We start from the raw sequence: 22,912 nt of genomic DNA on the forward strand, positions 1-22,912 counted from the left end.
TCAGCGCTCCTGCTTGGGGAGCAGGAGCTGCGCCGCCATCACGTAGACCAGCGGAAACAGCGTCAGCGCCAGGAACGCGTTGGTGAAGGCGATGAGCGGCAGCCCCTTGGCGAAGACGCCTATGCTGATCTGCTGGAACCAGGACGAGGGGAAGGCAAGCCCGATAACTTGCGCCGCAGGCGACAGGTTGGAGACCGGTTGCAGGAAGCCGGAGAAGTTCAAGGCCGGCATCAGGGTCAGTAGCGCGCAGGCGAAGATGGCCGCGACTTGGGAGCGGACGAGGCTCGACACCAGAATGCCAAAGCTCGCGGCCGTGATCACATAGAGCACGCCGCCGACCAGGAGCGCGGCCAGCGAACCCTTGATGACCAGCCCCAGTCCGAACACGGCCAGCCCGACCATCATCAGCAGGGTCACTGTGCCGATCGCCACATAGGGCAGCAGTTTCCCGATCAGGAAGGTCAGCGTCGTCGCCGGCGAGACCGCCAGGTTGATGATCGAACCGATCTCGCGCTCGCGCACCACTCCGAGCGCAGTCATCATCGACACGATCATCATCAGCAGGAACATGATGACGCCCGGGGTCATCGCATACACACTGGCAAAGTCCTGATTGTAGACGAAGCGCGGCTCCAGCGTGATCAGGGCTTGCGCCGCGGGCCGTTGCCGTGAACCCCGACCCTGCTCCAGTGCGGCGACAAAGGATTGTGCCACGCCCTCGGCATAGCCGCGCGCGGTGTTGGCGCGGGCGGGATTGGCGCCATCCAGCCAAAGGCCGATGGTCGGGCTGTACCCGCGAAGCAGATCGCGCCCAAACCCCGGAGGAATCTCGACCACCAGCGCGGCGTCGCCCGATTGCAGCCGCCTGTCGACGTCGGCGTCGTCCTGGATCGGCGGACGTTCTGCAAAATAGCGCGACCCCGTCAGGTGCCGCGTCAGAGACAGGCTCTGGCTCGACCGGTCTCGGTCGTAGATCGCGAAGGGCAGAGCCTCGATGTCGAAAGAGATACCCTTGGCGAAGGTCAGCATCAGGATGAGCGGCGCGATCAGCGCGAAGCTCAGGCGGATCGGATCACGCAGGAGCTCGCGCATCTCACGAGCGGCGAAGGCGCCGACCCAGCGCAGCCAGTCATGCTGGCCAACCGTATGGTTCGTGCCCGTGGGGATCCAATCGCCGGCGGGCGCCGGAGACGGGGTTCCAGGCGGCGCTTGCCGTTGCAGGCATGCGACGAAAGCGTCCTCGAGCCCCTGGCCGTCCTTACGCAGCTCCGCCGGGGCGCCGACTGCGAGGACCTTTCCCGCATGCATGAAGGAGACGCGGTCGCAGCGCTCGGCCTCGTTCATGAAATGCGTGGAGATGAAGATGGTGACGCCGTCGCGCCGGGAGAGTTCACCGAGATAGCGCCAGAACGCGTCGCGCGCCTCCGGATCGACGCCCGAAGTGGGCTCGTCCAGGATCAGCACCTCGGGCCGGTGCAAGCAGGCAGCTGCAAGTTGCAGGCGCTGTCGCACGCCAAGCGGTAGCGCAGCCGGATAGGCGTTGCGCAGCGCGTCCAGATCGAAGCGCTGCAGAGTCTTGCGGATCCGCTCGTCCCGCTCCGCCATCGGTAGGTGGTAGAGCCGAGCATGCAGCAGCAGGTTGCCGAGGACCGTCAGTTCTCCGTAGAGCGAGAAGGACTGCGACATGTAGCCGACGCGTTGCCTCGTCTCGACATTGCTCGCGTCGACGGGGGTTCCCAGCAATTCGGCACGGCCCGAACTGGCGGGAAGCAGGCCGGTCAGCATTTTCATTGTCGTGGTCTTGCCGCAGCCGTTCGAGCCGAGGAAGCCGAAGATTTCGCCCCGCTCGATGCGAAAGCTCACCGAGTCTACGGCGGTGAAGTCGCCAAAGAGGCGCGTCAGGTCTTCCGCAACGATAGCCGGCGGACCGGTATAAGAGGTCCGTACAGGCAGGGTAGGCGCAGCCCTCCGGACGGAGCCGTCACCGGGATGGAGCAGGTTCAGGTAGGCAGTCTCGACCGTGGCGGCGCCGGCTCGCGCCAGTACAGCCTGCCGGAGCCCCGCAGCCAGGACGCGGCCGGAATCCATCGCCACCAGGCGACTGAATCGTTCCGCCTCCTCCATATACGCCGTGGCCACGATCAGGGTCAGCTCCGGTCGGGCAGCTCTGATCTCGTCGATCAGCTGCCAGAACTGACGACGCGAGAGAGGGTCGATACCCGTCGTCGGCTCGTCCAGGATCAGCAGATCGGGGTCGTGAACCAGCGCGCAGCAAAGAGAGAGCTTCTGCCGCATCCCGCCTGACAGCTTCCCCGCCGGTCGATCGGCGAAAGGGGCAAGGCCAGTGGCCTGGAGCAGGCGTTGCATCCGCGCATGCCGGCCGACCACGGAGGTGGCGTAGAGGCTGGCGAAGAAGGCGATGTTTTCGGCGACGGAAAGCGCGGGGTAGAGGTTCTTGCCCAAACCCTGCGGCATGAAGGCGATCCGCTTGGCGACGCGCGAGCGGTGAACCGGATCGGCCATGTCGCCCGAGAGCGTCTCGACCCTGCCCCTCTGGATGACGCGGGCACCTGCCAGAAGGCCAAGCAGCGTTGATTTACCCACACCGTCAGGCCCGATGATCGCCGTATCGGACCCGGTCGGGACGACGAGCGAAACATTCTGCAGCGCTGCCACCTCGCGATAGAGGTGGCCGACACCGGACAACTGCGCGGCAGGGCCTGCGCTCGTGGTATCAGGGCGCACGACCATCCCCCGGAGGCTGCGGTAGACGCGGCTGCAGCGCCGGTGGAAAGGCGATGTCAGGACTGAGCCTCACGGTGCCCGTGCCAGTCAGACCGGCGCGGACATAGTCGCGATAGCTCGCAAGCAGCTCGGGCGCGACCTTCAGCTTGACGCGGTACATCAACTTTTCCCGCTCGTTCTTGGTCTCCACATATTTCGGGGTGAACTGCGCCTCACCGGCGACGAACGAGACCGTAGCGGGGAAGACGAATCTAGGCGCGGCATCCAACACGATTCGCGCTTCCGAGCCGAGGGCGACCCTGCCCATGGCGGCGGTCGGCAGAAAAATCGTCATGAAGACATCGGAGACGTCGAGTAGGGTCACCACCCGCCCGCCTGCGGCAATCACCTCTCCGGGCTGCGCCAGCCGGTATTCCACCCGGCCCGCCATCGGCGCCTGCAGGGTCATGTCGTCGATCGTCACCTGGATCAGGTCGAGCTGAGCCTGCGCTGCGTCGCGCGCCGCTTCGGCGTCGGCAATGCCGGCCTTTGCAACCGTCACGGCTGCGCTCGCGACATCGCGTTGCGCCTGGCGCCTGTCGGCCTCGGCCTGGCTCATGATGTGGCGTCCGAGATCGAGGGCGCGGCGGAGTTCCAGTTCGTGCAGCTTCAGGTCGGCCTCCCGGCTGCCCAGTTCCGCCTTCGTCTTCTCGATACTGACCTCGCTCCGCCGGAGCGAAGCCTGGGCTGCGGCGCGCTGCGCCATCAGCTCTGCGACGTCCATCCTGGCGATGATCGCACCTTTGGCGACGAACTCGCCCTCCTTAACCAGGATCTCGGCGACGCGGCCTGCAAGCCTGGTGGCTACATCGACGCGTTCGACCTCGACCCGGCCATTCGCTTGCAGCAGCCCCGCCGGCAACGCCACGTCCTTGGGCCGCACCGCGTAGAGATAGGCGCCGACCGCGGCGGCAAGGCCCAGCGCGATGATCGTTGGTGAGAGGCGCATCGGCATCACGGCCCAAGTGAATGGATGCCGCCCCTTTGCGGAGAACGCGCGGCTCGACGAGAGATGCTCGGAATGATTGCGCGGCGCCTTGATCCTGCTCAACAGAGGCTTCAGCCAGTCCCGGCAGCGACACGGTACCGAGCCAGTTTCTCGAAATGCAGGAGGATCACCGTGCTCGCCGCCGCGGCGAAGAAACACCAGACCGAGACCAAGGCCTCCCAGTAGAAGAAATAGGCTGTCGCCCAGCCTGCCAGCACAACCGTGCCGAAGAGCCCGATGACGCGCTGCGTCGAGAGCACGAAAGGGATCGCGATGACGCCGACATAGGCGACCCCTGCCGCGAACGAGAATTTGTTATCGGTGACGTAGACGACATGCTCTCCAAGGATGCTGGCGCCGAGAGGCCGAGTCAGTATGCCCCAGGCTAGATAGGTGGCGACAGCTGCGCCCAAGGCGAGCCAGGGCAGCATCAGCGTCCTGCGTCGAGCATCGGGCTCGATCAGCAGGACCGCCAGCGGCATGTAGACGGGCCAGAGCACCTCGGCGAACAGCAGGAACAGCAGCGTCAGCGTCGAAACGCCCGCCCTATCGGAAGCCATTGGAAGGTTGAGCCATAACAACCCCTCGATGACCTGCTGCGTGCCGAAGACAACGGGCACCGCAGCCAGCAGCAGCTGCGACCTGTCCGATGCTCTCATTAGCGACGCGATCCCGATAATTCCCGTCACTCCTGCGGTGACGAAGCTGGCCGTCGCTGAGAAGCACATCGGGTGCTACAGCCCTTTCACAGAGGACGAACCGGCACGTCTTCGACCGGCTGGCGCGGACCATTTGTGATTCCAAACGGCCACCGCCAGGCTTTGATCTCGGGCATATCCTCGCCATGGGCGCGAATGTACTGGGCATGAGCCGCCAGCCTGCCGCAAAATGCCTGCTTCGCTGCGGCCGCATCCTCCCCGAGATGCGGCAGCCGGTCTAGGGCCGCGATGGCCAGGTGGAAGCGGTCAAGTCGGTTGAGGACCAGCATGTCGAAAGGTGTCGTGGTGGTGCCCTCCTCCTGATAGCCATGGACATGTAGCCCGGCATGGTTGGTCCGGTTGTAGGTCAGCCGGTGGATGAGCTGGGGTAGCCGTGAAAGGCGAAGATCACCGGCCGATCGCGCGTGAACAGCGTGTCGAATGCAGCGTCGTCGAGACCATGGTGATGCTGCTTGCGCCCTTGCAGAACCATGAGGTCGACGATGTTGACCACGCGGATGCCCAGACCCGGCTGCACTTCCTGCAACAACGCGACGGCTGCCAAAGTCTCGATGGTCGGCACGTCTCCGGCGCACGCCATGACGATGTCGGGATCAGAGCCTGGCCGTTCGGAGCCGGCCCATTCCCAGATTCCGGCACCCGCGGCGCAATGCGTCGCCGCCTGTTCGATCGACAGCCATTGCGGCGCCGCCTGCTTGCCGGCGACGATGGCGTTGATACGATCATAGGTTCCCAGGCAATGGTCGATGACCCAGAGCAGGCAGTTCCCGTCCGGTGGCAGATAGATGCGGCCGATATCGGCCTTCTTGTTGGCGATCAGGTCGAGGAAGCCGGGGTCTTGATGGCTGAATCCATTATGGTCCTGCTGCCAGACATGCGAGGTCAGGAGGTAGTTGAGCGAGGCAATCGGTTTCCGCCACGGGATTTCGCGCGACACTTTCAGCCATTTGGCGTGCTGGTTCACCATGGAATCGACGATGTGGATGAAGGCTTCGTAGCAGGAAAACAGCCCGTGCCGGCCGGTCAGGAGATAGCCCTCCAGCCAGCCCTGGCAGAGATGTTCACTCAGCACCTCCATCACCCGCCCGTCCCGCGCGAGATGGACATCAAAGGGCTCGATCGGCCCCATCCACACCCGCTCGGTCGCATCGAACACGGCGTCGATCCTGTTCGAGGCTGTCTCGTCAGGTCCCATGATGCGGAAGTTCCGGCTGGCGGCGTTCAGCCTGACCACCTCCGCGAGATAAGCGCCCATCATCCGCGTCGCTTCGGCCTTGACGCTTCCAGGCTGCGTCAATTCCAAGCCGAAGGGACGATAATCCGGCAGGGTGAGCTCGCGCTTGAGGAGCCCGCCATTCCCGTGCTGGCTCGCACCCATGCGGAGGCGGCCTTGCGGAGCCAGCGCCTGCAGTTCGGGAAGCAAGCCTCCCGCAGCATCGAACAGCGTTTCGGACCCATAGCTGCGCAGCCATTCTTCCAGCAGCGCCAGATGAGCCGGATCGCCATGCGCATTGCTGATCGGCACCTGATGGGACCGCCAGGATCCCTCGACCTTCTTGCCGTCGACGATCTTCGGCCCCGTCCACCCTTTCGGGCTCCGCAGGATGATCATCGGCCAGCGCGGCTGCCCGGCCTGCCCCCTGCTGCGCCGCGCCTCGGCCTGGATCGCGCGGATCTGGTCAAAGGCTGTGTCGAGCGCCGCCGCCATCGCCTGGTGCATCGTGGCGGGGTCGCTGCCCGAGACCAGCAGCGGGCTGTAGCCATAGCCGATGAAAAGGCTGCGCAACTGCGCCTCGTCCATCCGCGCCAGCAGGGTCGGATTGGCGATCTTGTAGCCGTTGAGGTGCAGGATCGGCAGGACCGCCCCGTCATGCGCCGGATTGATGAACATGCTGGAATGCCATGAGGCCGCCAGCGGGCCGGTTTCCGCCTCGCCATCACCGACGACGCAGGCGGCGATCAGCTCGGGATTGTCGAGAACCGCGCCGAAGGCGTGAACCAGCGCATAGCCGAGTTCACCGCCCTCATGGATTGAGCCGGGCGTCTCCGGCGCCGCATGGCTGGGAATGCCGCCGGGGAACGAGAACTGCCGAAACAACCGGCGCAGGCCGTCAACATCCCTGCCGATATCGGGGTAGACCTCGCTATACGACCCTTCGAGATAGGTGTTGGCGACAACGGCCGGGCCGCCATGGCCAGGCCCGCAGATGAAGAGCATCTCCAGATCCCGCATCCTGATGCTGCGGTTGAGGTGCGCATAGATGAAGTTCAAGCCCGGCGTCGTGCCCCAATGGCCGAGCAGCCTCGGCTTGACATGCTCCGGTCGCAGTGGTTCGCGCAGCAGCGGATTGTCCAGCAGGTAGATCTGGCCGACCGAGAGATAATTGGCGGCGCTCCAGTAGCGCTGGATCAGGTTCAGCTCGTCGGCGGCAAGCGGACCGGCCGGGCCTTCTGCGGATGCACTCATGGCACGATCCCATTCGAAGTCGGACGGGAGCTGATCACGCGGCGCTGCGCCAAACCCTGATCCATCGCAAGCCACGGTGCATAGGGAGCGCCGAGCCGAGCATGCCCCAGCGCTGCGCCAGGCGATCTCGATGTAAGCATGCGCCCGGCATGATCGGACCGGGGTCGGCGCGTCGACAGGTCAGCGCCAGCACGCGCTCCCCCTGCGCGGCGATCTCGTCGGCCGTGTGACGCCAATGTTCTGTATCGAGAGGGCCTGCACCGTCGGGGCGCCATTGGTCGGCGCACATCTCCAGCACGCGCTCCGGCGCGCTTTTGACGTGCAGCAGCGCCCTCACAGCCCTCCGTCGCCCCGGCCGGCGCCGCGCCTCGCCCGGGCGTCTCGGCTGAACACCCGCTGTCGCGTCCCTATTCCTTCTCCGCCCCCAGCGCCTCTGCTATCGCTTCCTTGCGCCGGCGGGGGGCCAGCTTCATCACCAGGATGAAGGCGGCGAAGAGCAGGCAGATCCCGTTGGTCAGGATCAGCGGCCATTGCCCCAGCGCCAGCCCGTAACCCAGCCAGAGCGCGAAGCCGACCGTGGTGATCGCATACATCGGCGCCGAGAGCGCCGAGGTGTCGCGGGTCTTCACCACGCGCCAGGCCTGCGGCACGAAACTGACGGTGGAACACAGGGCGGCGGCGAAGCCCAGCGCGGCGATCCAGTTCATCTGCGGCGCTCTCCAGCCCGGCGGTTGCGTGGGCTCAATGCGGCGCGCCGCGCGATGTTCCCGCCTCTCGCGCCGGCCACGCCCCGGCCCGGCGCCGCCGGCGGTTTACTCGCGGCCTCGGCTCGGCCAATGCTGCGGTGATTCCGGCGCATCTTGCGCGTTTCGTCAGGGCCTGTTCCGCCATGCCACGCTATCCCGACACCTTCTACGCCCGCACGGCCGAGACCGATGCCGCCCGCCCCGCCCTCGACGGCGCGATCGAGGCCGAGATCTGCATCGTCGGCGCCGGGCTCGCCGGGCTGAGCTGCGCCTATGAACTCGCCAGGGCCGGGCGCTCGGTCGTCGTGCTGGAGGCCCAGGCCGTCGGCTGGGGCGCCTCGGGGCGCAATGGCGGCTTCGTCGGCCCGGGCTATGCGCGCGGCTATGCCTCGATCGCGGCGGCGATCGGCGAGGATGCGGCGCGGCGGCTGTTCGACCTGTCGATCGAGGGCATGGGCTTCGTCGCCGACGCGATCCGCGATCTCGGCATCGCCGGCGCCCGGCCGGTCCACGGCAAGATCAGCGCCTTGCGCTATGACGGTGCCGAGGCGCTGAAGCGCAATCAGGAGCGCCTGGCGCGCGACCATGGCTATGCCGTCTCCTTCATGCCGACCGAGGAGGTCCGCGCCGTTCTGCGCTCGCAGAAATACCATCAGGCGCTGCATGATCCGCAATCCTTCCACATCCACCCGCTGAACTATGCCCGCGCGCTGGCCGCCGGGGTGGAGGCGCTGGGCGGGCGGATCTTCGAGGGCTCGCAGGTGGTCTCGGCCGCGCTCGACGGGGCGCAGAAGAGGCTCGCGACCGCCGGCGGCACGATCTCCTGCCGGCACGTCGTCTTCGCCGCCGGCGGCTATACCGACCGGCTGGTGCCGCGCCTGCGGATGAGCCAGCTGCCGATCGCCACCTATGTGCTGACCACGGAGGTGGCGCCGGAGCTGATCGGCTCCGTCATCCGCACCCGCTGCGCGATCAGCGACAACCGCCGCGCCGGCGACTACTACCGGCTGGTCGAGGACGGACAGCGGCTGCTCTGGGGCGGGCGCATCACCACCCGCACCGCCGAGCCGCGCGATCTGGCGGCGCTGCTGCGCCGGACCATGATCTCGACCTATCCGGAGCTGGCGCCGCTGAAGATCGAGATGGCCTGGTCCGGGCTAATGTCCTATGCGCGCCATCTGATGCCGCAGATCGGCACGCTCGGCCCCGGCATCTGGCATTGCCTCGGCTTCGGCGGCCATGGTCTCAACACCACCGCGATCGGCGGGCGCGTCGTCGCCGAGGGCATTCTGGGCACGAGCGAGCGCTACCGGCTCTTCGCCCCCTTCGGCCTGAACTGGAATGGCGGGCCCTTCGGCGTCGCAGCGGTCCAGGCGACCTATTGGTATCTCCAGCTCAACGACTGGCTGAAAGAGCGCAAGGCGGCCTGAGGCCGTCCCCGCCAGACCCGAGGAAGGATCGCCATGCCCGAGTCACCCGTCGCCATCGGCCTCATCGGTGCCGGCATCATGGGCGAGCGGCTGCTGCGCGCCATCACCGAGCAGCCGCCCGGGCTGCTGCGGGCCGGCGGCATCTGGGACCCCTCGCCCCAGGCCATGGCGCGCATCGCGGCCGCTTTCCCGATGGTGCCGGCCGCCGCCGACGCGGCCGCGCTGATCGATCGCAGCGACTGCGTCTACATCGCCTCGCCGCCCGCCTCGCATCTCGGCCATGCCCGCGCCGCCATCGCGGCGGGCAAGGCGGTGTTCTGCGAGAAGCCGCTCGCGGTCGACGTCGCGCAGGCACGCGACTTCGTGGCGGAGGCCGGGGGCCGCGGCGCGGTCAATTTCCCCTTCGCCTCCTCGCCCGCCATCGCCACGCTGCGCGGCTGGATCGAGAGCGGCGCGGTCGGCGCCGCCCCACGCCTCGAAATCAGCGTCGCCTTCGCGAAATGGCCGCGCTCCTGGCAGGTCGATGCCGCGGGCTGGCTCGACGGGCCGGCCGAGGGCGGCTTTACGCGGGAGGTCGTCTCGCATTTCCTGTTTCTGGCGCGGCGCTGCTTCGGAGCACTGCACGGCCTCGAAGCGCAGGCGACCTTCTCCGAGCCCGGCCGCTCCGAACGCGCCATCGCGGCCCGGCTGATGGCGGGCGAGGTGCCGGTGACGCTGACCGGCAGCGTCGGCACCACGAGCAAGGACGATCACAATATCTGGCAGCTGGAGGGCGATGCCGGTGCCGTGCGCCTCTACGACTGGTCGCATGCGGAGCGGCGCCAGCCCGATGGCAGCTGGCGGCGCGCCGACGTAGCGCTGCCGCAGGACCAGGCGCGGCCGCTGGCCCTGAAGCGGCAGCTCGAAGGCGTCGTCAGGCTGGTCCGCGGCGAGCCGCACCACCTCGCCACGCTGGAGGAGGCGCTGGACGTGCAGGAAATCGTCGAGGCGATCCTGAAGAGCGGCCGGCCGGGCTGAGGGGGCGGCCCGGACAGGGCCGGCCGAGACGAGATGGTGCGAGCGCGAGGGAGGATGCCGATGCGGAGCCTTTTATGGATGATGTGCCTCGGATGGCTGCTCGTGGGGCTCGGTGCCCCGGCGCGCGCCCAGCCGCAGAGCTGCGAGGATCTCTGGTTCGCCCGCAACGAGATCTACAAGGCGCAGGGCTACTGCTTCAGGACCAGGCGCGGCATCGCCGCCTTCGGCAATGCCGGCTGCGTCTATGACGAGGTCGGCGACGTGCCGCTCTCGGCCGCACAGCGCCGCGAGATCGCCGCGATCCAGCGTGAGGAGCGGGCCCGCGGCTGCCCGCGCTGAGCCCCGGCCGGTCCTCCCGCGCCCAGAGGTCGCGGGCATTAGCTGTGGAAGGCTGGGCGGAGATCCGCCTGGCCCGGGGGCTGGCGTGCTAGAAGCGCCCTCCATCCGCTCGGCAAGAGGCGACGCGACACCGGCATGACCACGGCTATCGACATGGGGACCGCCCAGGGCGGCGAACCGGCCTTGCTCGATCTCGCCGAATTGCTGGCGACGCGGCTCCTGGTGCAGGGAAATTCCGGCTCCGGAAAATCGCATCTGCTGCGCCGCCTGCTCGAGCAGAGCGCGCCGCTGGTGCAGCAGGCGGTGATCGATCCGGAAGGCGATTTCGTCTCGCTCGCCCAGCAATTCGGCCATGTCGTGGTCGATGCCGCCTGCGGCGAGGCGGAGCTGCAGCGTGTCGCGCTGCGCGTTCGCCAGCACCGGGTCTCGGTGGTGCTCAATCTCGAAAACCTCGAAGCGGACGAACAGCTGCGGGCGACCGCGGCCTTCCTCGGCGGCCTGTTCGACGTCGATCGCAGCCTGTGGTTCCCCATGCTGATCGTGGTCGACGAGGCCCAGCTCTTCGCACCGGTGATGGCGGGCGAGGTCTCCGACGAGGCGCGGCGCCTCTCGCTCGGCGCGATGACCAATCTGATGTGCCGCGGGCGCAAGCGCGGGCTGGCGGGCGTCATCGCCACCCAGCGCCTCGCCAAGCTCGCCAAGAACGTCGCCGCCGAGGCGTCGAACTTCCTGATGGGCCGCACCTTCCTCGACATCGACATGGCCCGCGCCGCCGATCTGCTCGGCATGGACCGCAAGCAGGCCGAGATGTTCCGGGATCTCGAGCGCGGCCAGTTCGTTGCGCTCGGACCCGCCCTGTCCAAGCGCCCGCTGCCGCTGCGGATCGGCCCCGCCACCTCGGTCGACCGCGGCGGCGCACCCGGGCTGATGCCCCTGCCGGAGCAGGCGCCGGAGGAAGCCGGGCGGCTGATCTTCACCGCCGGCGCCGACGAGCTGCCGGTCGTGAGCTACATGCCGCGCCCTGCCCCGCGCCCGCGCCCGGCCGCCAACGACGTGCTGCGCCAGATCGAGAGCTACCGCCCGGCGCCGTCGCCCGAGCCGGAGCCCGAAATCCCGATGGAGCCGGAGGAGCGCGAGGCCGTCATGGCCGAGATCCTGCGCGAGCTGATGGCGGATCCGGACGCGCGCCAGCGCCAGATCGCGGTGCTCTACCAGGATTTCACGGTGCGCTGCCGGATGCGCCGGCTCGGCCGCCAGAGCCTCAGCCTCGACGAGTTCCGCCGCAGGCTCGCCGTGGCCCGCGCCGGGGCGAGCGAGGAGGTCGCCGCCTCGCAGGCCTGGCAGCAGGCGCTGGACGCCTCGGCCGGCCTGCCGGAGGATCTGCAGGGGCTGTTCCTCTACATCGCCCGCGCCGCGATCGAGCGCCAGCCCTGCCCGGGCGATGCGGAGCTCGCCGGCGTCTATGGCAGCCATTCGCCGAGCCGCGCGCGTCGCCTGATCGGCTATATCGAGGAGCGCGGGCTGATCGTCTGCCATGTCGATTTCCGCGGCCAGCGCACTTTGGCGCTGCCCACGCTCGGGCTGGAGACGATGCCGGGGCTGGCGCAGCCGCGCCTCGCCGGCATGCCGCGCGGCCTGCGCGGCTAAGTTGGCGGAATTGGCGCGCGGCCTGCGCGGCTAAACCGCCGCCTCAGTGATGGTCCTTCGCGGGGATATGCGCGGTCATCTTGTCGACCCAGGCGATGCCGATGGCCGAGAGGATGAAGACCACATGGATCATGGTCTGCAGCAGCACGCCGGTCGTCGTATAGGTGGTCGCCGTCGCGCCGCCGATATTGCCGGCCTCGATGAAGGTGCGCAGCAGATGGATCGAGGAAATGCCGATGATCGCCATCGCCAGCTTGATCTTCAGCACGCTGGCATTGACGTGGCTGAGCCATTCCGGCTGGTCGGGATGGCCCTCCAGCCGCAGCCGCGAGACGAAGGTCTCGTAGCCGCCGACGATGACCATGATCAGCAGGTTCGAGATCATCACCACGTCGATCAGGCCGAGCACCACCAGCATGATCTGCTGCTCGCCGAAGGAGGTGGCATGGCTCAGCAGATGCCACAGCTCCTTGATGAAGAGGAAGACATAGACGCATTGCGCCACGATCAGCCCGAGATAGAGCGGCACCTGCAGCCAGCGTGAGCCGAAGATGATGAAGGGCAGCGGCTTCATCGCGGCGGTTTCGACGCGGACGGGATCGAGGGGCGTTGTCATGGCTGGATATCCGGTGGGATGCTGCGCCGCAGCGTCTGGCGTGAGCTAGATGGGCGGGCCGCGTCGCGAGCGCAAGCATCTTCTTCACCCGGCGGCGCTCCGTCGCGGGAACGGACGCAATTTCAGTGCGTTGCTGACGCATATGGCCCCGAGACCGCCTCATTCCGGCGGGAGAGTGGACCGTGACGTCCTTCCGGATCGGAAGGACAGTGATTAGGATGGTCGGGCGTGCCCGGAGCAGCCGATAAATCGCTCTCGCCCGGAGAGGAAAGGACCAAGCCATGAAGACGAAGTTCACCCTAGCTGCGGCCCTGATCGGCGGCGCGCTGTTCGCCGGGCCGGTCACCGCCGCCCCGATGGGCGCCGCCCATGCCGGCTTCCAGGCCCTCGGCGCCGCATCGCCGGATCTCGTGGAGACGGTGCAGTACCGCCGCTACGGCTATGGCCCGCGCTATGGCTACGGCCCGCGCTACGGCTATCGCGGCTATTACCGCGGCAATCGCGGCGCCGCGGTCGGTGCCGGCATCGCGGCCGGCGCGCTCGGTGCGCTGGCTGTCGGTGCGCTCGCCGCCCAGCCCCGCTATTACGAGCCCGTCCCGGTCTATCCGGCGCCGGCCCCGGTCTATGCCGCGCCCGATTCCGACGCGATCGCCTATTGCTCGCGCCGCTTCCGCACCTACGATCCGGAGACCGGCACCTATATCGCCAATGGCGGCGTCGTACGCGCCTGCCCCTGATGTGGGGCTGAGATCGGCCGCGTCTCCTGCCCCGGTCTGACACCAGGCGATGAGATCACTCCCCGCAGCGATGCGGGGAGTTTTTTGTGGGCTTTGTCGGCGGCATTGCTACTGTTCCGCATCCCGCCCGGAGCTCCGAATCCGAGATGATCCCAGCGCTGTCGCTTCTCCTGGGCTGCCAGCTCGCCGGCGAGATCCTGGCGCGGCTGCTCGCTCTGCCGGTGCCGGGGCCGGTGCTGGGCCTGGCTTTGCTGTTTCTGGCGCTGCAGCTCCGCACCCGGCTGCGTCCTGACGCGGCCGCCATCGAGACCCTGCCGCTCGGCGCCGTCTCCGGCGTGCTGCTGGCGCATCTCTCGCTGCTCTTCGTGCCGGCCGGCGCCGGCATCGTCCGCCATGCCGGCACGGTGCTGGCGCATGGGCCGAGCCTGCTGGCGGCGCTGCTGCTGTCGACGGCGCTGACCCTGATCGTCACCGCCTTCGTCTTCGTGAAGGTCGCCGCCCTCGTCGGCAGCCCGGCGGAGCCCGACAGGTGACCCCGCTCGATCTCGCCCGCATCGAGACGCTTTGGGTCTACCTCGCCGCCGACCCGCTGCTCTGGCTGACCGTGACGCTGCTGGCCTACGGGCTGGCGGACAGGTTCTCGGCCGCCTGCGGCCGCCATCCCCTCGCCAATCCGGTGCTGATCGCCGTCGCGCTGATCGCTGCTCTGCTCACCGCCACCGGCACCGGCTTCGACGCCTATTTCCAGGGCGCGCAATTCGTGCATTTCCTGCTCGGGCCGGCGACCGTCGCCCTGGCGGTGCCGCTGCACAGGCATTGGCCGCTGGTCCGCAAGGCGGCGCTGCCGATCCTGGCGGCGCTGCTGGCCGGCGCCGTGACGGCGGTGGTCAGCGCCGTCGCCATCGCGGCCCTGCTCGGCGCGCCCTACCCCGTCCTGGCCGCGCTGGCGCCGAAATCCGTCACCGCCGCCATCGCCATGGGCGTGGCGCGCGAGATCGGCGGCGAACCCTCGCTGACCGCGACTCTGGTCATCGCCACCGGCATCCTCGGCGCCGTGATGGTCACCCCGCTGATGCGGCTCTGCCGCATCAGCGACTGGCGCGCCCGCGGCTTCGCGGCCGGGCTCGCCTCGCATGGCATCGGCACCGCCCGCGCCTTCCAGGTCAACCCCGTCGCCGGCGCCTTCGCCGGCATCGCCATGGGCCTGAACGGACTTGTCACGGCCGCGCTGGTGCCGCTTATCCTCGCCCTCTTCTGATCCGGAGCCGTCCCTTGCGTATCGCCACCTGGAACGTCAATTCCGTCCGCCAGCGGCTCGGCCATCTCCTCGACTTCCTGCGCGAGGCCGAGCCCGACGCGCTCTGCCTGCAGGAGCTGAAATGCACCGATGCGGATTTTCCGCGGGCCGAGCTCGAGGCCGCCGGCTGGCAGGTGGCGACCCATGGCCAGAAGACCTTCAACGGCGTCGCGATCATCAGCCGGAGCCCGCTGGAGGATGTCCGCCGCGGCCTGCCGGGCGATGATGGCGACGAGCAGGCGCGCTATATCGAGGGCGTCCTGCCGTTCGGCACCCGGGTGCTGCGCGTCGCCTCGATCTATCTGCCCAACGGCAACCCGGTGAACACCGAGAAATACCCGTATAAGCTCGGCTTCATGCGCCGGCTCAAGAACCACGCGCAGGAGCTGCTGCAGCATGAGGAAGCGCTGGTGCTGGCGGGGGATTACAACGTCATCCCCGACAGCCGCGACGCGCGCGATCCCGCGGCCTGGGTGCATGACGCGCTGTTCCTGCCGCAGACCCGCAGCGCCTTCCAGGAACTGCTGAACATCGGGCTCACGGAGGCGCTGCGCGCCACCACCGACGCGGCCGGGCTCTACACCTTCTGGGATTATCAGGCCGGCGCCTGGCAGCGGAACAACGGCATCCGCATCGACCATCTGCTGCTCTCGCCCCAGGCGGCGGATCGTCTGGAGGGGGTGACGATCGCCAAACATGTGCGCGGCTGGGACAAGCCCTCCGACCATGTCCCGGTGATGCTGGCGCTGAAGGCCTGAGCCGGCTCCGGCCCGCCCGGCCCGCGGCGGCCAGAACTGAAGTCTCGCCGTCAGGCTTCTTTGCCTCTTTCCCCGGATGGTAAGATTCTGTTAAGGGATTCCGGCTTCCTTTCCGGCCATCGGTTTCGTCCGCCGTGACGACCCGGTCCCGCCAAACGGAGATTGCTGCATGAAGCGGATCCAAGCCGTCGCAAAGTCCCGCAGCATGGGCGGCAGGAGCCGCAAGGCCGTCCCCCTCCTGATCGGGCTCTGCGCCCCGGCCTTGGCCGCCTGCAGCTCGGCCTCGGTCGAGACCGCATCGACGGCGGCCTGGTCGGCGAAGACGCCGCATGAGGCCGGCAAGCGCGCCATCGCTCTGGCGAAATCCGATCCGCGCGAGCGCGACTGCCTGGTGCGCGCGATGTATTTCGAATCGAACCGTTCCAGCACCTCCGGCCTGCTCGGCGTCGGCACCGTGGTGATGAACCGGGTCGAATCCGGCCGCTATCCCCAGACCATCTGCGGTGTCGTCGGCGCGCCGCGCCAATTCGCCGCCGGCGTGCTGAGCCGTCCGATGTCGCCGCGCGACCTGCCGAAGGTCGAGGCCGTGGCGGAGGATATTTTGAACGGCCGCCGCAGCGAGGCCGTCGGCAACGCCAAGCATTTCCATATGGCGGGCCTGCGCTTCTCCTATCCGAACATGCATTATGTGACGGTCGCGGGCGGCAACGCCTTCTACGTCAAGGGCGAGCGTCCGGAGCGCCGCCCGGCGGAGCCGAGCTACCAGCTCGCCGCGGTCTCCACCCCGGCGCCGGCCGAGACGCCCGCGCCGAGCCCGGCCGCGAGCTTCGCTTCCGTGCTGGCCTTCGCGACGCAGTCGCAGCCGGCCGAGCCGCAAGCCACCCCCGCGACGGCCGAGGCGCCGCAGCGCCTGGCTCTGGCGATGCTGCCGCCGAGCCGTCCGATCGACCTCGGTCTCGGCCTGCCGCGCAAGTCGATCCGGGCCTTCGTGCCGCCGCCGAAGACCGGCACGCGCCTCGCCGCGCTTTCGCCCGGCCTGCGCGGCCCGGTCGCGCAGGACTGAGCGCGCGGGCCGCACGTCGCGGCCCTCTGTCCCGACTGCGAGCGCGGCCCCGGCCGCGCCGGGGCGGACCCCTCTCCCGCCCCGCTCACGACCCGTCTCCGCCCACGCGGCGGCGCGCCGGCTTCGCCCTGCGCTCGGCCGGCAGCAGCTCGGCCTTGCCGCCATCGATCAGCGTGAGCCCGCCCATCGCCGGCGGCAGGTCGGGCGGCCCGCTGCGCCCGATATCCGGGCAATAGGCCCCGCATTTCATCCCGTATTTCTGCGGCTTGCGCAGCGGGCTGTGCGGGTTCCAGGGGCAGCGGCCGACGAAGATATCCAGCAGCTCGCCGAGCGTGGTGTTCATGCCGTAGCGCGCCGCCAGCGCCGCGAGCCGGCTATCCCCGGCCCGCTCGCAATAATGACAGCGAAACCGCACCACGATCCACGGGTAATGCAGGAGCGTGGTCTCGGTCGAGGGCGTGGTCGGGGGCGGAATCATGCCCCAGCCAAGCGCGAGACGCGCCGGCAGAGCAAGTGGTTTGTTCTGGTTATGTTCTGTTTTGCGGGTGCGGCGGCATGGGGCCGGAGAGCGCTGAAATAGCGGCATCCGTCGGCGAGGCGCGCGCTCTGGGCCGGGCCCAGCGCAACGGCGATCGAGGCTGGACATCACGCGTGGTCGGAGAGCGGCCATGCGACGGTGACGGCAGCATCATCGGGTGTATGCTTCGCTGAAGCGGTGCATGACACGCGTTTGGCGGAAGGGGTGGGATTCGAACCCACGGTGGGCTTGCACCCACGGCGGTTTTCAAGACCGCTGCCTTAAACCACTCGGCCACCCTTCCAGCACCGACCGCTGCCGATCTTCCTCGCCGCCACAAAGGGCTCGCGTCCATTCGGCGCCGGGCCGGTCGATCCCGGCCCTGCTGGTGCCGCCAGTCATTGCCGGTCTCGCGCCGCTTTGGCAAGCCTGCACGCCATGCCGGCGGCGGATGGCCCGGGCCGGCAGGCTGCTCAGCCGGCGCCGGAGCGGCGCGCGGACTCCCCCGCGACAGGCCATTCGGCCTAGTCCGTTCGGCAGGTCTAACACCTTGTTTTACAGTGAGAATAACCTGTGCCGCATTTCCCGCGGCCGGTCCTTGGTCTAGATGTCGGCGAAGCGGGCGATTCAGCGTCCGACCGGGACCTGGATATGAGCCTCCGCGAGCAGTTGATCGAGCGCTTCTTCCGCTACCTCGCGGTGGAGAGCCAGAGCGACGGCAAGGCCGTGCGCCTGCCGAGCACGCAGGGGCAGCAGCGCCTGGCCGCCCTGCTGGCGCAGGAGCTGCGCGCGCTCGGCCTCTCCGACGTCGTCGTCGATCAGCAGGCGACCGTGACGGCGGTCAAGCGCGGCACCTGCCGGAAGGCTCCGAAGATCGGCTTCATCGCCCATCTCGACACCGTCGATACCGGACTTTCGCCGGCGATCAGGCCGCAGATCTTGCGTTTCGACGGCCGCGATCTCTGCCTGAACCGCGAGGCGGGCATCTGGCTGCGCGTCGCCGAGCATCCGGAGATCGCGCCCTGGTCCGGTCAGGACATCATCTTCAGCGACGGCACCAGCGTGCTCGGCGCCGACAACAAGGCGGCGATCGCGGTGATCATGACGCTGCTCGCGGAGCTCGGTCCGGACGAGGCGCATGGCGACATCCACATCGCCTTCGTGCCGGATGAGGAGATCGGGCTGCGCGGCGCCAAGGCGCTGGACCTCACCCGATTCGCCTGCGACTTCGCCTATACGATCGATTGCTGCGAGATCGGCGAGGTGGTCATCGAGAATTTCAATGCAGCCTCGGCCGAGCTGGTCTTCACCGGGGTCAGCGCCCATCCGATGTCGGCGAAGGGGGTGATGGTCAATCCGCTGCTGATGGCCTGCGACTACATCGCGCAATTCGACCGGGCCCAGACCCCGGAGCGCACCGAGGGGCGCGAGGGATATTTCTGGTTCAGCGAGATCGCCGCCGGGCCGAGCGAGGCGCGGCTGCGCGTGCTGATCCGCGATTTCGACCGGAGCAGTTTCGCGGCGCGCAAGCAGCGCCTGCAGCAGGCCGCCGAGACCATCGCCGCGCGCTATCCGACCGGCCGGGTCAGCTGCTCGTTGTCGGATACCTATGGCAACATCGCCGACAGCCTGGGCGGCGAGCATCGGGCGGTCGACCTCCTGTTCGGGGCCATGGCCGCCCTGCAGATCCAGCCGCGGCAGATCCCGATGCGCGGCGGGACGGATGGCGCCGCCCTGTCGGCGCGCGGCCTGCCGACGCCGAACTTCTTCACCGGCGCCTACAACTTCCATTCCCGCTTCGAATTCCTGCCGGTGGCGGCGTTCGAGAAATCCTACGAGACGGCGCGGATGATCTGCCTGATGGCCGCCGAGGCCGAGCCCGCGGTGGCGGCTCAATAGACCAGATCGCGCGGGATCTCGCGCAGGTCCCGGATGCCGGTCAGCGCCATGGCGACGCAAAGCTCCTCCACCAGGAGTTTCAGGCCATGGGCGACGCCGAGCGGGCCGGCCGCCGCCAGCGCCTGGGCGATCGGGCGCCCGACCAGCACCGCGCGGGCCCCCAGCGCCAGCGCCTTCAGCACATCCGTGCCGCGCCGGACGCCGCCATCGAGCAAAAGCGGGATCTCGCCGGCCACGGCCTCGGCGCAGCGCGGCAGAGCGGCGATGCTCGGCGGCAGCGTATCCAGCGTCCTGCCGCCATGGTTGGAGACGATGATCGCCTTCGCCCCCTGCGCGACCGCCTCGCGCGCATCTTCGGGGTGAAGGATGCCTTTCAGAATGAGCGGCAGGCTCGTCTGCCCCAGAAGCCAGGCGACGTCGCTCCAGAGCGGCGCATGCGCCATCGCGACGTCGAAGACCGGATGGCCCTCCCCGCGCGGCGGCGGCGCCCGCCCGGCGAGATTGGCGGCGACGACGCCCGGCGGCAGGGCGAAGCCGGCCCGCTGCTCGTGATTGCGAAGCCCGTTGATCGGCGCGTCGACGGTGAGGACCAGCCCGGCAAAGCCGGCCGCCTCGGCGCGCCGCACCAGATCGAGGGTCAGCCCGCGATCGGGCTGGAGATAGAGCTGGAACCATTGCGGCACGCCCTCGGCCTGCGCCGCGATCGCTTCCAGCGGCACGCTCGACAGGGTGGAAGCGACCATCAGCGCCTCGACCGCCGAAGCCGCCATGGCGATGGCCGCCTCGCCCTCGGGGTGGAACAGCCGCTGATAGGCGAGCGGCGCCACGATCACCGGATGAGCGAGATCGAGCCCGAGCAGCGAAATCCGCGTCGTCGCACCGGCGGAGCCGCGCAGCAGGCGCGGCCACAGCCGCAGCGCATCGAAGGCGGAACGGTTCGCGGCCTGCGTCAGCCCGTCCCCCGCCCCGCCCGCGAGATAGGACCAGGCCTGGTCTCCGAGCCTGGCGCGCGCTTGCGGCTCGTAATCGGCGAGGCAGGCGATCTCGCGCGGAATCCGCTCGAGCGGCGGCAGGAGCCCGGTCATTTCAGACGGTAATTGATCGGCACGACCAGCTCGACCTGCTCGCCCTTGACCTGCGTCGGCAGGGACGGCAGCGGCTGGGCGCGCACCAGCATGGCCAGCGCCTCGGCGTCCAGGATAGGGGTGCCGGAGGGTTTGGTGAGGCTGGCGCTGCGGATCTTGCCGGTCCGGTCCATGACGAAGCGCAGCAGCACCTCCCCTTCCAGCCGCTTCTGCCGCGCCTCGACGGGATAGCGCTTGTGCCGGCCGAGATGGGCCATCACCGCCTTCTGCCAGCCCGGCGGCAGGGTCTGCGCCTCGCTGACGCTGCCCTCGGCCGGTGCTGCGGCCCGCTCGTCGGTCGCCAGCGCCATCGGCGCTGCGGCGGCGGCGGCCGCGGCCGCGGCCGCCTGGCTCGGCGCGGCCTCCTGGGGACGCGCATCCATCGCCTCGGTCGGCTGCCCGTCCTCGGCCTCTTCCTGGCGCTTCTGCGTCTGCTGCTGCGAGAGCTGCAGATCCGGCGGCGCTTCCACGGGCGCGGCCTCGGCGCTGGGCAGGTCGGTCTCCTTGGGGGCCGACAGCTTCTCAGTCACCTCCTGGGCCGCGGCGGCCGCCTCCATCTCCTCGGCCGGCGTCGCATCCGCCTGTTCCGCCTCGGGCGCCACGGGCAGCGCGTCGAACTCGACGACCATCGGCGCGCCGACATCCTCCATCGACTGCTCCGGCGGCGTCGCGGTCACCAGCGCCAGCGCCACGCCGCCGCCATGCATGGCGACGACGACGAGCGCCGCCGCCGCCAGCCGCAGCCCGCGCAGCCGGCCGCTCTCATGGACGACGCCGCTCATGGCTGCGCGGCCGGCGGATCGGAGGCCGGAGGCCGGCCATCGCCGCCGCCTTCCAGCCCGACTAGCGCGATCTTGAGATAGCCCGCGGCACGCAGAGCGTTCATCAGCCGCACCACCGCGCCATAGGAGACCGATTGATCGGCACGGACATAGATGCGCTGCTCGCGATCGAGCCGCGTCTGCATGTCGATGGCCGAGGCCAGCCCTTCCGGCGTCACCGGCTGCTCGCCGATCAGGAGCGACAGATCGGCCTTCAGCGTCAGGAAAACCGGCTTGTCCGGGCGCGGCTGCGGCTTCGCCGTCGAGACCGGGAGCTCCACCGGCGCGTCGACCGTCGAGAGCGGCGCCGCCACCATGAAGATGATCAGCAGCACCAGGATCACGTCGATGAAGGGCGTGACGTTGATCTCGCTGTTCTCGGCCAGATCATCGCCGCCGATGCCGCTGGATTGGTTGATGCCGCCGGCCATGCGCCTACTCCGCCGCCGACCGCAGGGGCGGGCCGCCCCGGTCGAGATCGCGCGAGACGAGCTGCGCCACCGAGGCGGCCGCGTCGCCGACCTCGCCGCGATAGGCGGCGATGCCGCGGCTGAAGATGTTGTAGATGATCACCGCCGGGATCGCCGCGACGAGACCGATGGCGGTGGCGAGCAGCGCTTCCGCGATGCCGGGCGCGACCACGGCGAGATTGGTGGTCTGCGCCTTCGATATGCCGATGAAGCTGTTCATGATGCCCCAAACCGTGCCGAACAGCCCGACGAAGGGCGCCGTCGAGCCGATGGTGGCGAGCCAGCCCGTGCCGCGGGCGATATCCCGGCTGGCGGCGAGCTCGATCCGGTTCAGCCGCGAGACCACCCGCTCCTTGATGCCGTCCTTGTCGCTCAGCTGGTCGGAGAGCCGCATCTCGGCCAGCGCCGCCTCGACCAGTTGCCGCCCGAGCCGATGCGTCTTGCCGAGCGCCACCGAGGCTTCCGCCAGGGTGCCGCGGGCGGTGAGGATCGTCGTCGCCTGGCGCAGGCGGCGCTTGGCGGCGCGCAGCTCGAGCGCCTTGGCCAGCCAGATCGTCCAGGTGACGACGGAGGCGAAGGCCAGCCCGATCATCACCGCCTTCACGACGATGTCGGCCGCCATGAACATGCCCCAGGGCGACAGCTCGTGCGGGATGGTGGGCGCTTGCTGTGCGAAGGCCGCGCCCGGCGAGAGAACCAGCGCGGCAAGGCAGCCGGCCAGGGCGCGGCTGCGGATCGGTCGTGTCGGAGTCATCGTCTACGTCTCGGCCCAGTGGCGGATGAGGTTGTGGTAGATGCCGGTGAGGCGCACGCTCTGCGGATCGTCCAGCCCGCGCTCGGCCTGGAGTTCCTGGATGGTGCGGTCGAGGTCGAACAGCATGGTGCGGGCGCCCTCCTCCCGGATCATGCTCTGGATCCAGAAGAACGAGGCGCGCCGCAGCCCCGCCGTCACGGGCGTGACGCAATGCAGGCTGGTGGCGGGATAGAGCACGAGATGGCCGGCCGGCAGCTTGACCGCGTTCGAGCCGTAGAGCGTCTCGATCATCAGCTCGCCGCCCTCATATTCCTCGGGATCGGCGAGGAAGAGCGTGGCCGAGAGATCCGTCCGGATCCGGACGGGCGAGCCGGGCACGTTGCGGATCGCGTTGTCGACATGGACGCCGAAGGTCTGGCCGCCGGAATAGCTGTTGAACATCGGCGGGAGGATACGCAGCGGCAGCGCCGCCGACAGGAACAGCGGGCTGCGCGAGAGCGCGTCGAGCACGATGTCGCCCAGCTCATGCGCGGCCGCCGAGCCGACCGGCAGCTGGCTGTTGAGCTTCACCTGCGCCGATTGCGCGCCGGCCGTCTCGCGCCCGTCCTGCCAGGCGGCAGCGTCCATCACCGCGCGGCAATGGGCCACCTGATCGGGGGTCAGAACATCGGGAACGCAAAGCAACATGCGGTCGGCTCTTTCGGTGTGGCCGGGGCACG

Annotated in this window: 21 protein-coding genes, 1 tRNA gene and 2 pseudogenes; 10 read left to right on the plus strand and 14 right to left on the minus strand. The window is 68.9% G+C overall.

Annotated features, from left to right (window positions below; translation table 11 throughout):
• The 6 genes and pseudogenes from rbbA to ASG72_RS15430 all read right to left on the minus strand — a co-directional run bounded on the left by rbbA (position 1) and on the right by ASG72_RS15430 (position 7,665).
• Positions 1-2,745 (minus strand): ribosome-associated ATPase/putative transporter RbbA, encoded by a 2,745-nt coding sequence (rbbA, locus tag ASG72_RS15410; RefSeq protein WP_244488823.1) that lies wholly within the window; start codon positions 2,743-2,745, stop codon positions 1-3.
• Entirely contained in the window at positions 2,735-3,835 is a 1,101-nt protein-coding gene (locus ASG72_RS15415) for an HlyD family efflux transporter periplasmic adaptor subunit (RefSeq protein ID WP_244488824.1), read from the minus strand. Before ASG72_RS15415 ends, rbbA begins: the two co-directional genes overlap by 11 nt.
• A gap of 8 nt (positions 3,836-3,843) precedes the next feature.
• Entirely contained in the window at positions 3,844-4,500 is a 657-nt protein-coding gene (locus tag ASG72_RS15420; protein ID WP_056713742.1) for a DUF6629 family protein, read from the minus strand.
• A 17-nt stretch (positions 4,501-4,517) separates the two neighbouring features.
• Positions 4,518-6,958, minus strand: a pseudogene (locus tag ASG72_RS15425) (phosphoketolase family protein).
• A gap of 34 nt (positions 6,959-6,992) precedes the next feature.
• Entirely contained in the window at positions 6,993-7,295 is a 303-nt protein-coding gene (locus tag ASG72_RS20840) for a hypothetical protein (RefSeq protein ID WP_156395993.1), read from the minus strand.
• A gap of 70 nt (positions 7,296-7,365) precedes the next feature.
• The gene (locus tag ASG72_RS15430) at positions 7,366-7,665 is read right to left on the minus strand and encodes a SemiSWEET transporter (RefSeq protein ID WP_056713745.1); all 300 of its coding nucleotides are present in this window, start codon (positions 7,663-7,665) and stop codon (positions 7,366-7,368) included.
• 182 nt (positions 7,666-7,847) lie between these two features.
• On the opposite strand from ASG72_RS15430, the gene ASG72_RS15435 reads away from it, so the two are divergent.
• The 4 genes from ASG72_RS15435 to ASG72_RS15450 all read left to right on the plus strand — a co-directional run bounded on the left by ASG72_RS15435 (position 7,848) and on the right by ASG72_RS15450 (position 12,137).
• Entirely contained in the window at positions 7,848-9,134 is a 1,287-nt protein-coding gene (locus ASG72_RS15435; protein ID WP_056713748.1) for an FAD-binding oxidoreductase, read from the plus strand.
• Between the two features lie 33 nt (positions 9,135-9,167).
• Positions 9,168-10,151, plus strand: a complete 984-nt coding sequence (locus ASG72_RS15440; RefSeq protein ID WP_056713751.1) for a Gfo/Idh/MocA family oxidoreductase — start codon at positions 9,168-9,170, stop codon at positions 10,149-10,151.
• Between the two features lie 81 nt (positions 10,152-10,232).
• Positions 10,233-10,490, plus strand: coding sequence for a YARHG domain-containing protein (locus tag ASG72_RS15445; RefSeq protein ID WP_244488846.1), 258 nt, complete (start codon positions 10,233-10,235; stop codon positions 10,488-10,490).
• Between the two features lie 135 nt (positions 10,491-10,625).
• On the plus strand, positions 10,626-12,137 hold the full coding sequence (locus ASG72_RS15450; RefSeq protein WP_056713756.1) for an ATP-binding protein: 1,512 nt from the start codon (positions 10,626-10,628) through the stop codon (positions 12,135-12,137).
• 43 nt (positions 12,138-12,180) lie between these two features.
• Here ASG72_RS15450 and ASG72_RS15455 read toward each other — a convergent pair whose 3' ends face one another.
• Entirely contained in the window at positions 12,181-12,753 is a 573-nt protein-coding gene (locus ASG72_RS15455) for a TIGR00645 family protein (protein WP_056713758.1), read from the minus strand.
• Positions 12,754-13,034: 281 nt separating this feature from the next.
• Between ASG72_RS15455 and ASG72_RS15460 the strand changes: the two genes are divergently transcribed.
• From ASG72_RS15460 to ASG72_RS21475, 5 genes and pseudogenes are all read left to right on the plus strand, one after another.
• Positions 13,035-13,490, plus strand: coding sequence for a BA14K family protein (locus ASG72_RS15460; RefSeq protein ID WP_056713761.1), 456 nt, complete (start codon positions 13,035-13,037; stop codon positions 13,488-13,490).
• A 146-nt stretch (positions 13,491-13,636) separates the two neighbouring features.
• A complete protein-coding gene (locus ASG72_RS15465; RefSeq protein ID WP_056713764.1) occupies positions 13,637-14,023 on the plus strand; it encodes a CidA/LrgA family protein in 387 nt (128 codons plus the stop codon).
• Complete coding sequence (locus ASG72_RS15470) at positions 14,020-14,748, plus strand: LrgB family protein (protein ID WP_056713768.1); 729 nt, start codon at positions 14,020-14,022, stop codon at positions 14,746-14,748. The genes ASG72_RS15465 and ASG72_RS15470 overlap by 4 nt, the downstream gene beginning before the upstream one ends.
• 14 nt (positions 14,749-14,762) lie before the next feature.
• Positions 14,763-15,545: an exodeoxyribonuclease III gene (gene xth / locus ASG72_RS15475; RefSeq protein WP_056713770.1), complete on the plus strand. Its 783-nt coding sequence runs from the start codon at positions 14,763-14,765 to the stop codon at positions 15,543-15,545.
• A gap of 169 nt (positions 15,546-15,714) precedes the next feature.
• Positions 15,715-16,269, plus strand: a pseudogene (locus tag ASG72_RS21475) (cell wall hydrolase); the annotation flags it as partial.
• Positions 16,270-16,693: 424 nt separating this feature from the next.
• Here the strand turns inward: ASG72_RS21475 and ASG72_RS15485 are convergent.
• Together ASG72_RS15485 and ASG72_RS15490 are read right to left on the minus strand one after the other, a co-directional pair.
• A complete protein-coding gene (locus ASG72_RS15485; protein WP_056713776.1) occupies positions 16,694-17,086 on the minus strand; it encodes a hypothetical protein in 393 nt (130 codons plus the stop codon).
• 253 nt (positions 17,087-17,339) lie between these two features.
• Positions 17,340-17,429 (minus strand) — tRNA-Ser (locus ASG72_RS15490).
• Between the two features lie 347 nt (positions 17,430-17,776).
• On the opposite strand from ASG72_RS15490, the gene pepT reads away from it, so the two are divergent.
• Positions 17,777-19,024 (plus strand): peptidase T, encoded by a 1,248-nt coding sequence (gene pepT, locus ASG72_RS15495; RefSeq protein ID WP_056713777.1) that lies wholly within the window; start codon positions 17,777-17,779, stop codon positions 19,022-19,024.
• Here pepT and ASG72_RS15500 read toward each other — a convergent pair.
• From ASG72_RS15500 to ASG72_RS15520, 5 genes are read right to left on the minus strand one after another with little or no spacing between them, the layout of a single operon-like run.
• Positions 19,018-20,109, minus strand: coding sequence for an alpha-hydroxy acid oxidase (locus tag ASG72_RS15500; RefSeq protein WP_056713779.1), 1,092 nt, complete (start codon positions 20,107-20,109; stop codon positions 19,018-19,020). The two genes, pepT and ASG72_RS15500, sit on opposite strands and share 7 nt — an antisense overlap.
• Positions 20,106-20,930, minus strand: coding sequence for an energy transducer TonB (locus ASG72_RS15505; RefSeq protein WP_056713782.1), 825 nt, complete (start codon positions 20,928-20,930; stop codon positions 20,106-20,108). Before ASG72_RS15505 ends, ASG72_RS15500 begins: the two co-directional genes overlap by 4 nt.
• Positions 20,927-21,400, minus strand: coding sequence for a TonB system transport protein ExbD (gene exbD, locus ASG72_RS15510; protein ID WP_056713785.1), 474 nt, complete (start codon positions 21,398-21,400; stop codon positions 20,927-20,929). The genes ASG72_RS15505 and exbD overlap by 4 nt, the downstream gene beginning before the upstream one ends.
• 4 nt (positions 21,401-21,404) lie before the next feature.
• Complete coding sequence (gene exbB / locus ASG72_RS15515) at positions 21,405-22,193, minus strand: tonB-system energizer ExbB (RefSeq protein ID WP_056713790.1); 789 nt, start codon at positions 22,191-22,193, stop codon at positions 21,405-21,407.
• A gap of 3 nt (positions 22,194-22,196) precedes the next feature.
• Positions 22,197-22,880 (minus strand): Fe2+-dependent dioxygenase, encoded by a 684-nt coding sequence (locus ASG72_RS15520; RefSeq protein ID WP_056713793.1) that lies wholly within the window; start codon positions 22,878-22,880, stop codon positions 22,197-22,199.
• Between the last annotated feature and the right edge of the window lie 32 nt (positions 22,881-22,912).

Origin of the sequence: Allobosea sp. Leaf344 (genome assembly GCF_001426225.1) — a bacterium.
Taxonomy (GTDB): Bacteria; Pseudomonadota; Alphaproteobacteria; order Rhizobiales; family Beijerinckiaceae; genus Allobosea.

Bases quoted from the DNA above. Each gene is read 5' to 3' on its own strand.
- ASG72_RS15420 (WP_056713742.1), bottom strand. From the start codon at position 4,500: ATGTGCTTCTCAGCGACGGCCAGCTTCGTCACCGCAGGAGTGACGGGA.
- ASG72_RS15430 (WP_056713745.1), bottom strand. From the start codon at position 7,665: ATGAACTGGATCGCCGCGCTGGGCTTCGCCGCCGCCCTGTGTTCCACC.
- ASG72_RS15435 (WP_056713748.1), top strand. From the start codon at position 7,848: ATGCCACGCTATCCCGACACCTTCTACGCCCGCACGGCCGAGACCGAT.
- ASG72_RS15440 (WP_056713751.1), top strand. From the start codon at position 9,168: ATGCCCGAGTCACCCGTCGCCATCGGCCTCATCGGTGCCGGCATCATG.
- ASG72_RS15445 (WP_244488846.1), top strand. From the start codon at position 10,233: ATGTGCCTCGGATGGCTGCTCGTGGGGCTCGGTGCCCCGGCGCGCGCC.
- ASG72_RS15450 (WP_056713756.1), top strand. From the start codon at position 10,626: ATGACCACGGCTATCGACATGGGGACCGCCCAGGGCGGCGAACCGGCC.
- ASG72_RS15455 (WP_056713758.1), bottom strand. From the start codon at position 12,753: ATGACAACGCCCCTCGATCCCGTCCGCGTCGAAACCGCCGCGATGAAG.
- ASG72_RS15460 (WP_056713761.1), top strand. From the start codon at position 13,035: ATGAAGACGAAGTTCACCCTAGCTGCGGCCCTGATCGGCGGCGCGCTG.
- ASG72_RS15465 (WP_056713764.1), top strand. From the start codon at position 13,637: ATGATCCCAGCGCTGTCGCTTCTCCTGGGCTGCCAGCTCGCCGGCGAG.
- ASG72_RS15485 (WP_056713776.1), bottom strand. From the start codon at position 17,086: ATGATTCCGCCCCCGACCACGCCCTCGACCGAGACCACGCTCCTGCAT.
- pepT (WP_056713777.1), top strand. From the start codon at position 17,777: ATGAGCCTCCGCGAGCAGTTGATCGAGCGCTTCTTCCGCTACCTCGCG.
- ASG72_RS15500 (WP_056713779.1), bottom strand. From the start codon at position 20,109: ATGACCGGGCTCCTGCCGCCGCTCGAGCGGATTCCGCGCGAGATCGCC.
- ASG72_RS15505 (WP_056713782.1), bottom strand. From the start codon at position 20,930: ATGAGCGGCGTCGTCCATGAGAGCGGCCGGCTGCGCGGGCTGCGGCTG.
- exbD (WP_056713785.1), bottom strand. From the start codon at position 21,400: ATGGCCGGCGGCATCAACCAATCCAGCGGCATCGGCGGCGATGATCTG.
- exbB (WP_056713790.1), bottom strand. From the start codon at position 22,193: ATGACTCCGACACGACCGATCCGCAGCCGCGCCCTGGCCGGCTGCCTT.
- ASG72_RS15520 (WP_056713793.1), bottom strand. From the start codon at position 22,880: ATGTTGCTTTGCGTTCCCGATGTTCTGACCCCCGATCAGGTGGCCCAT.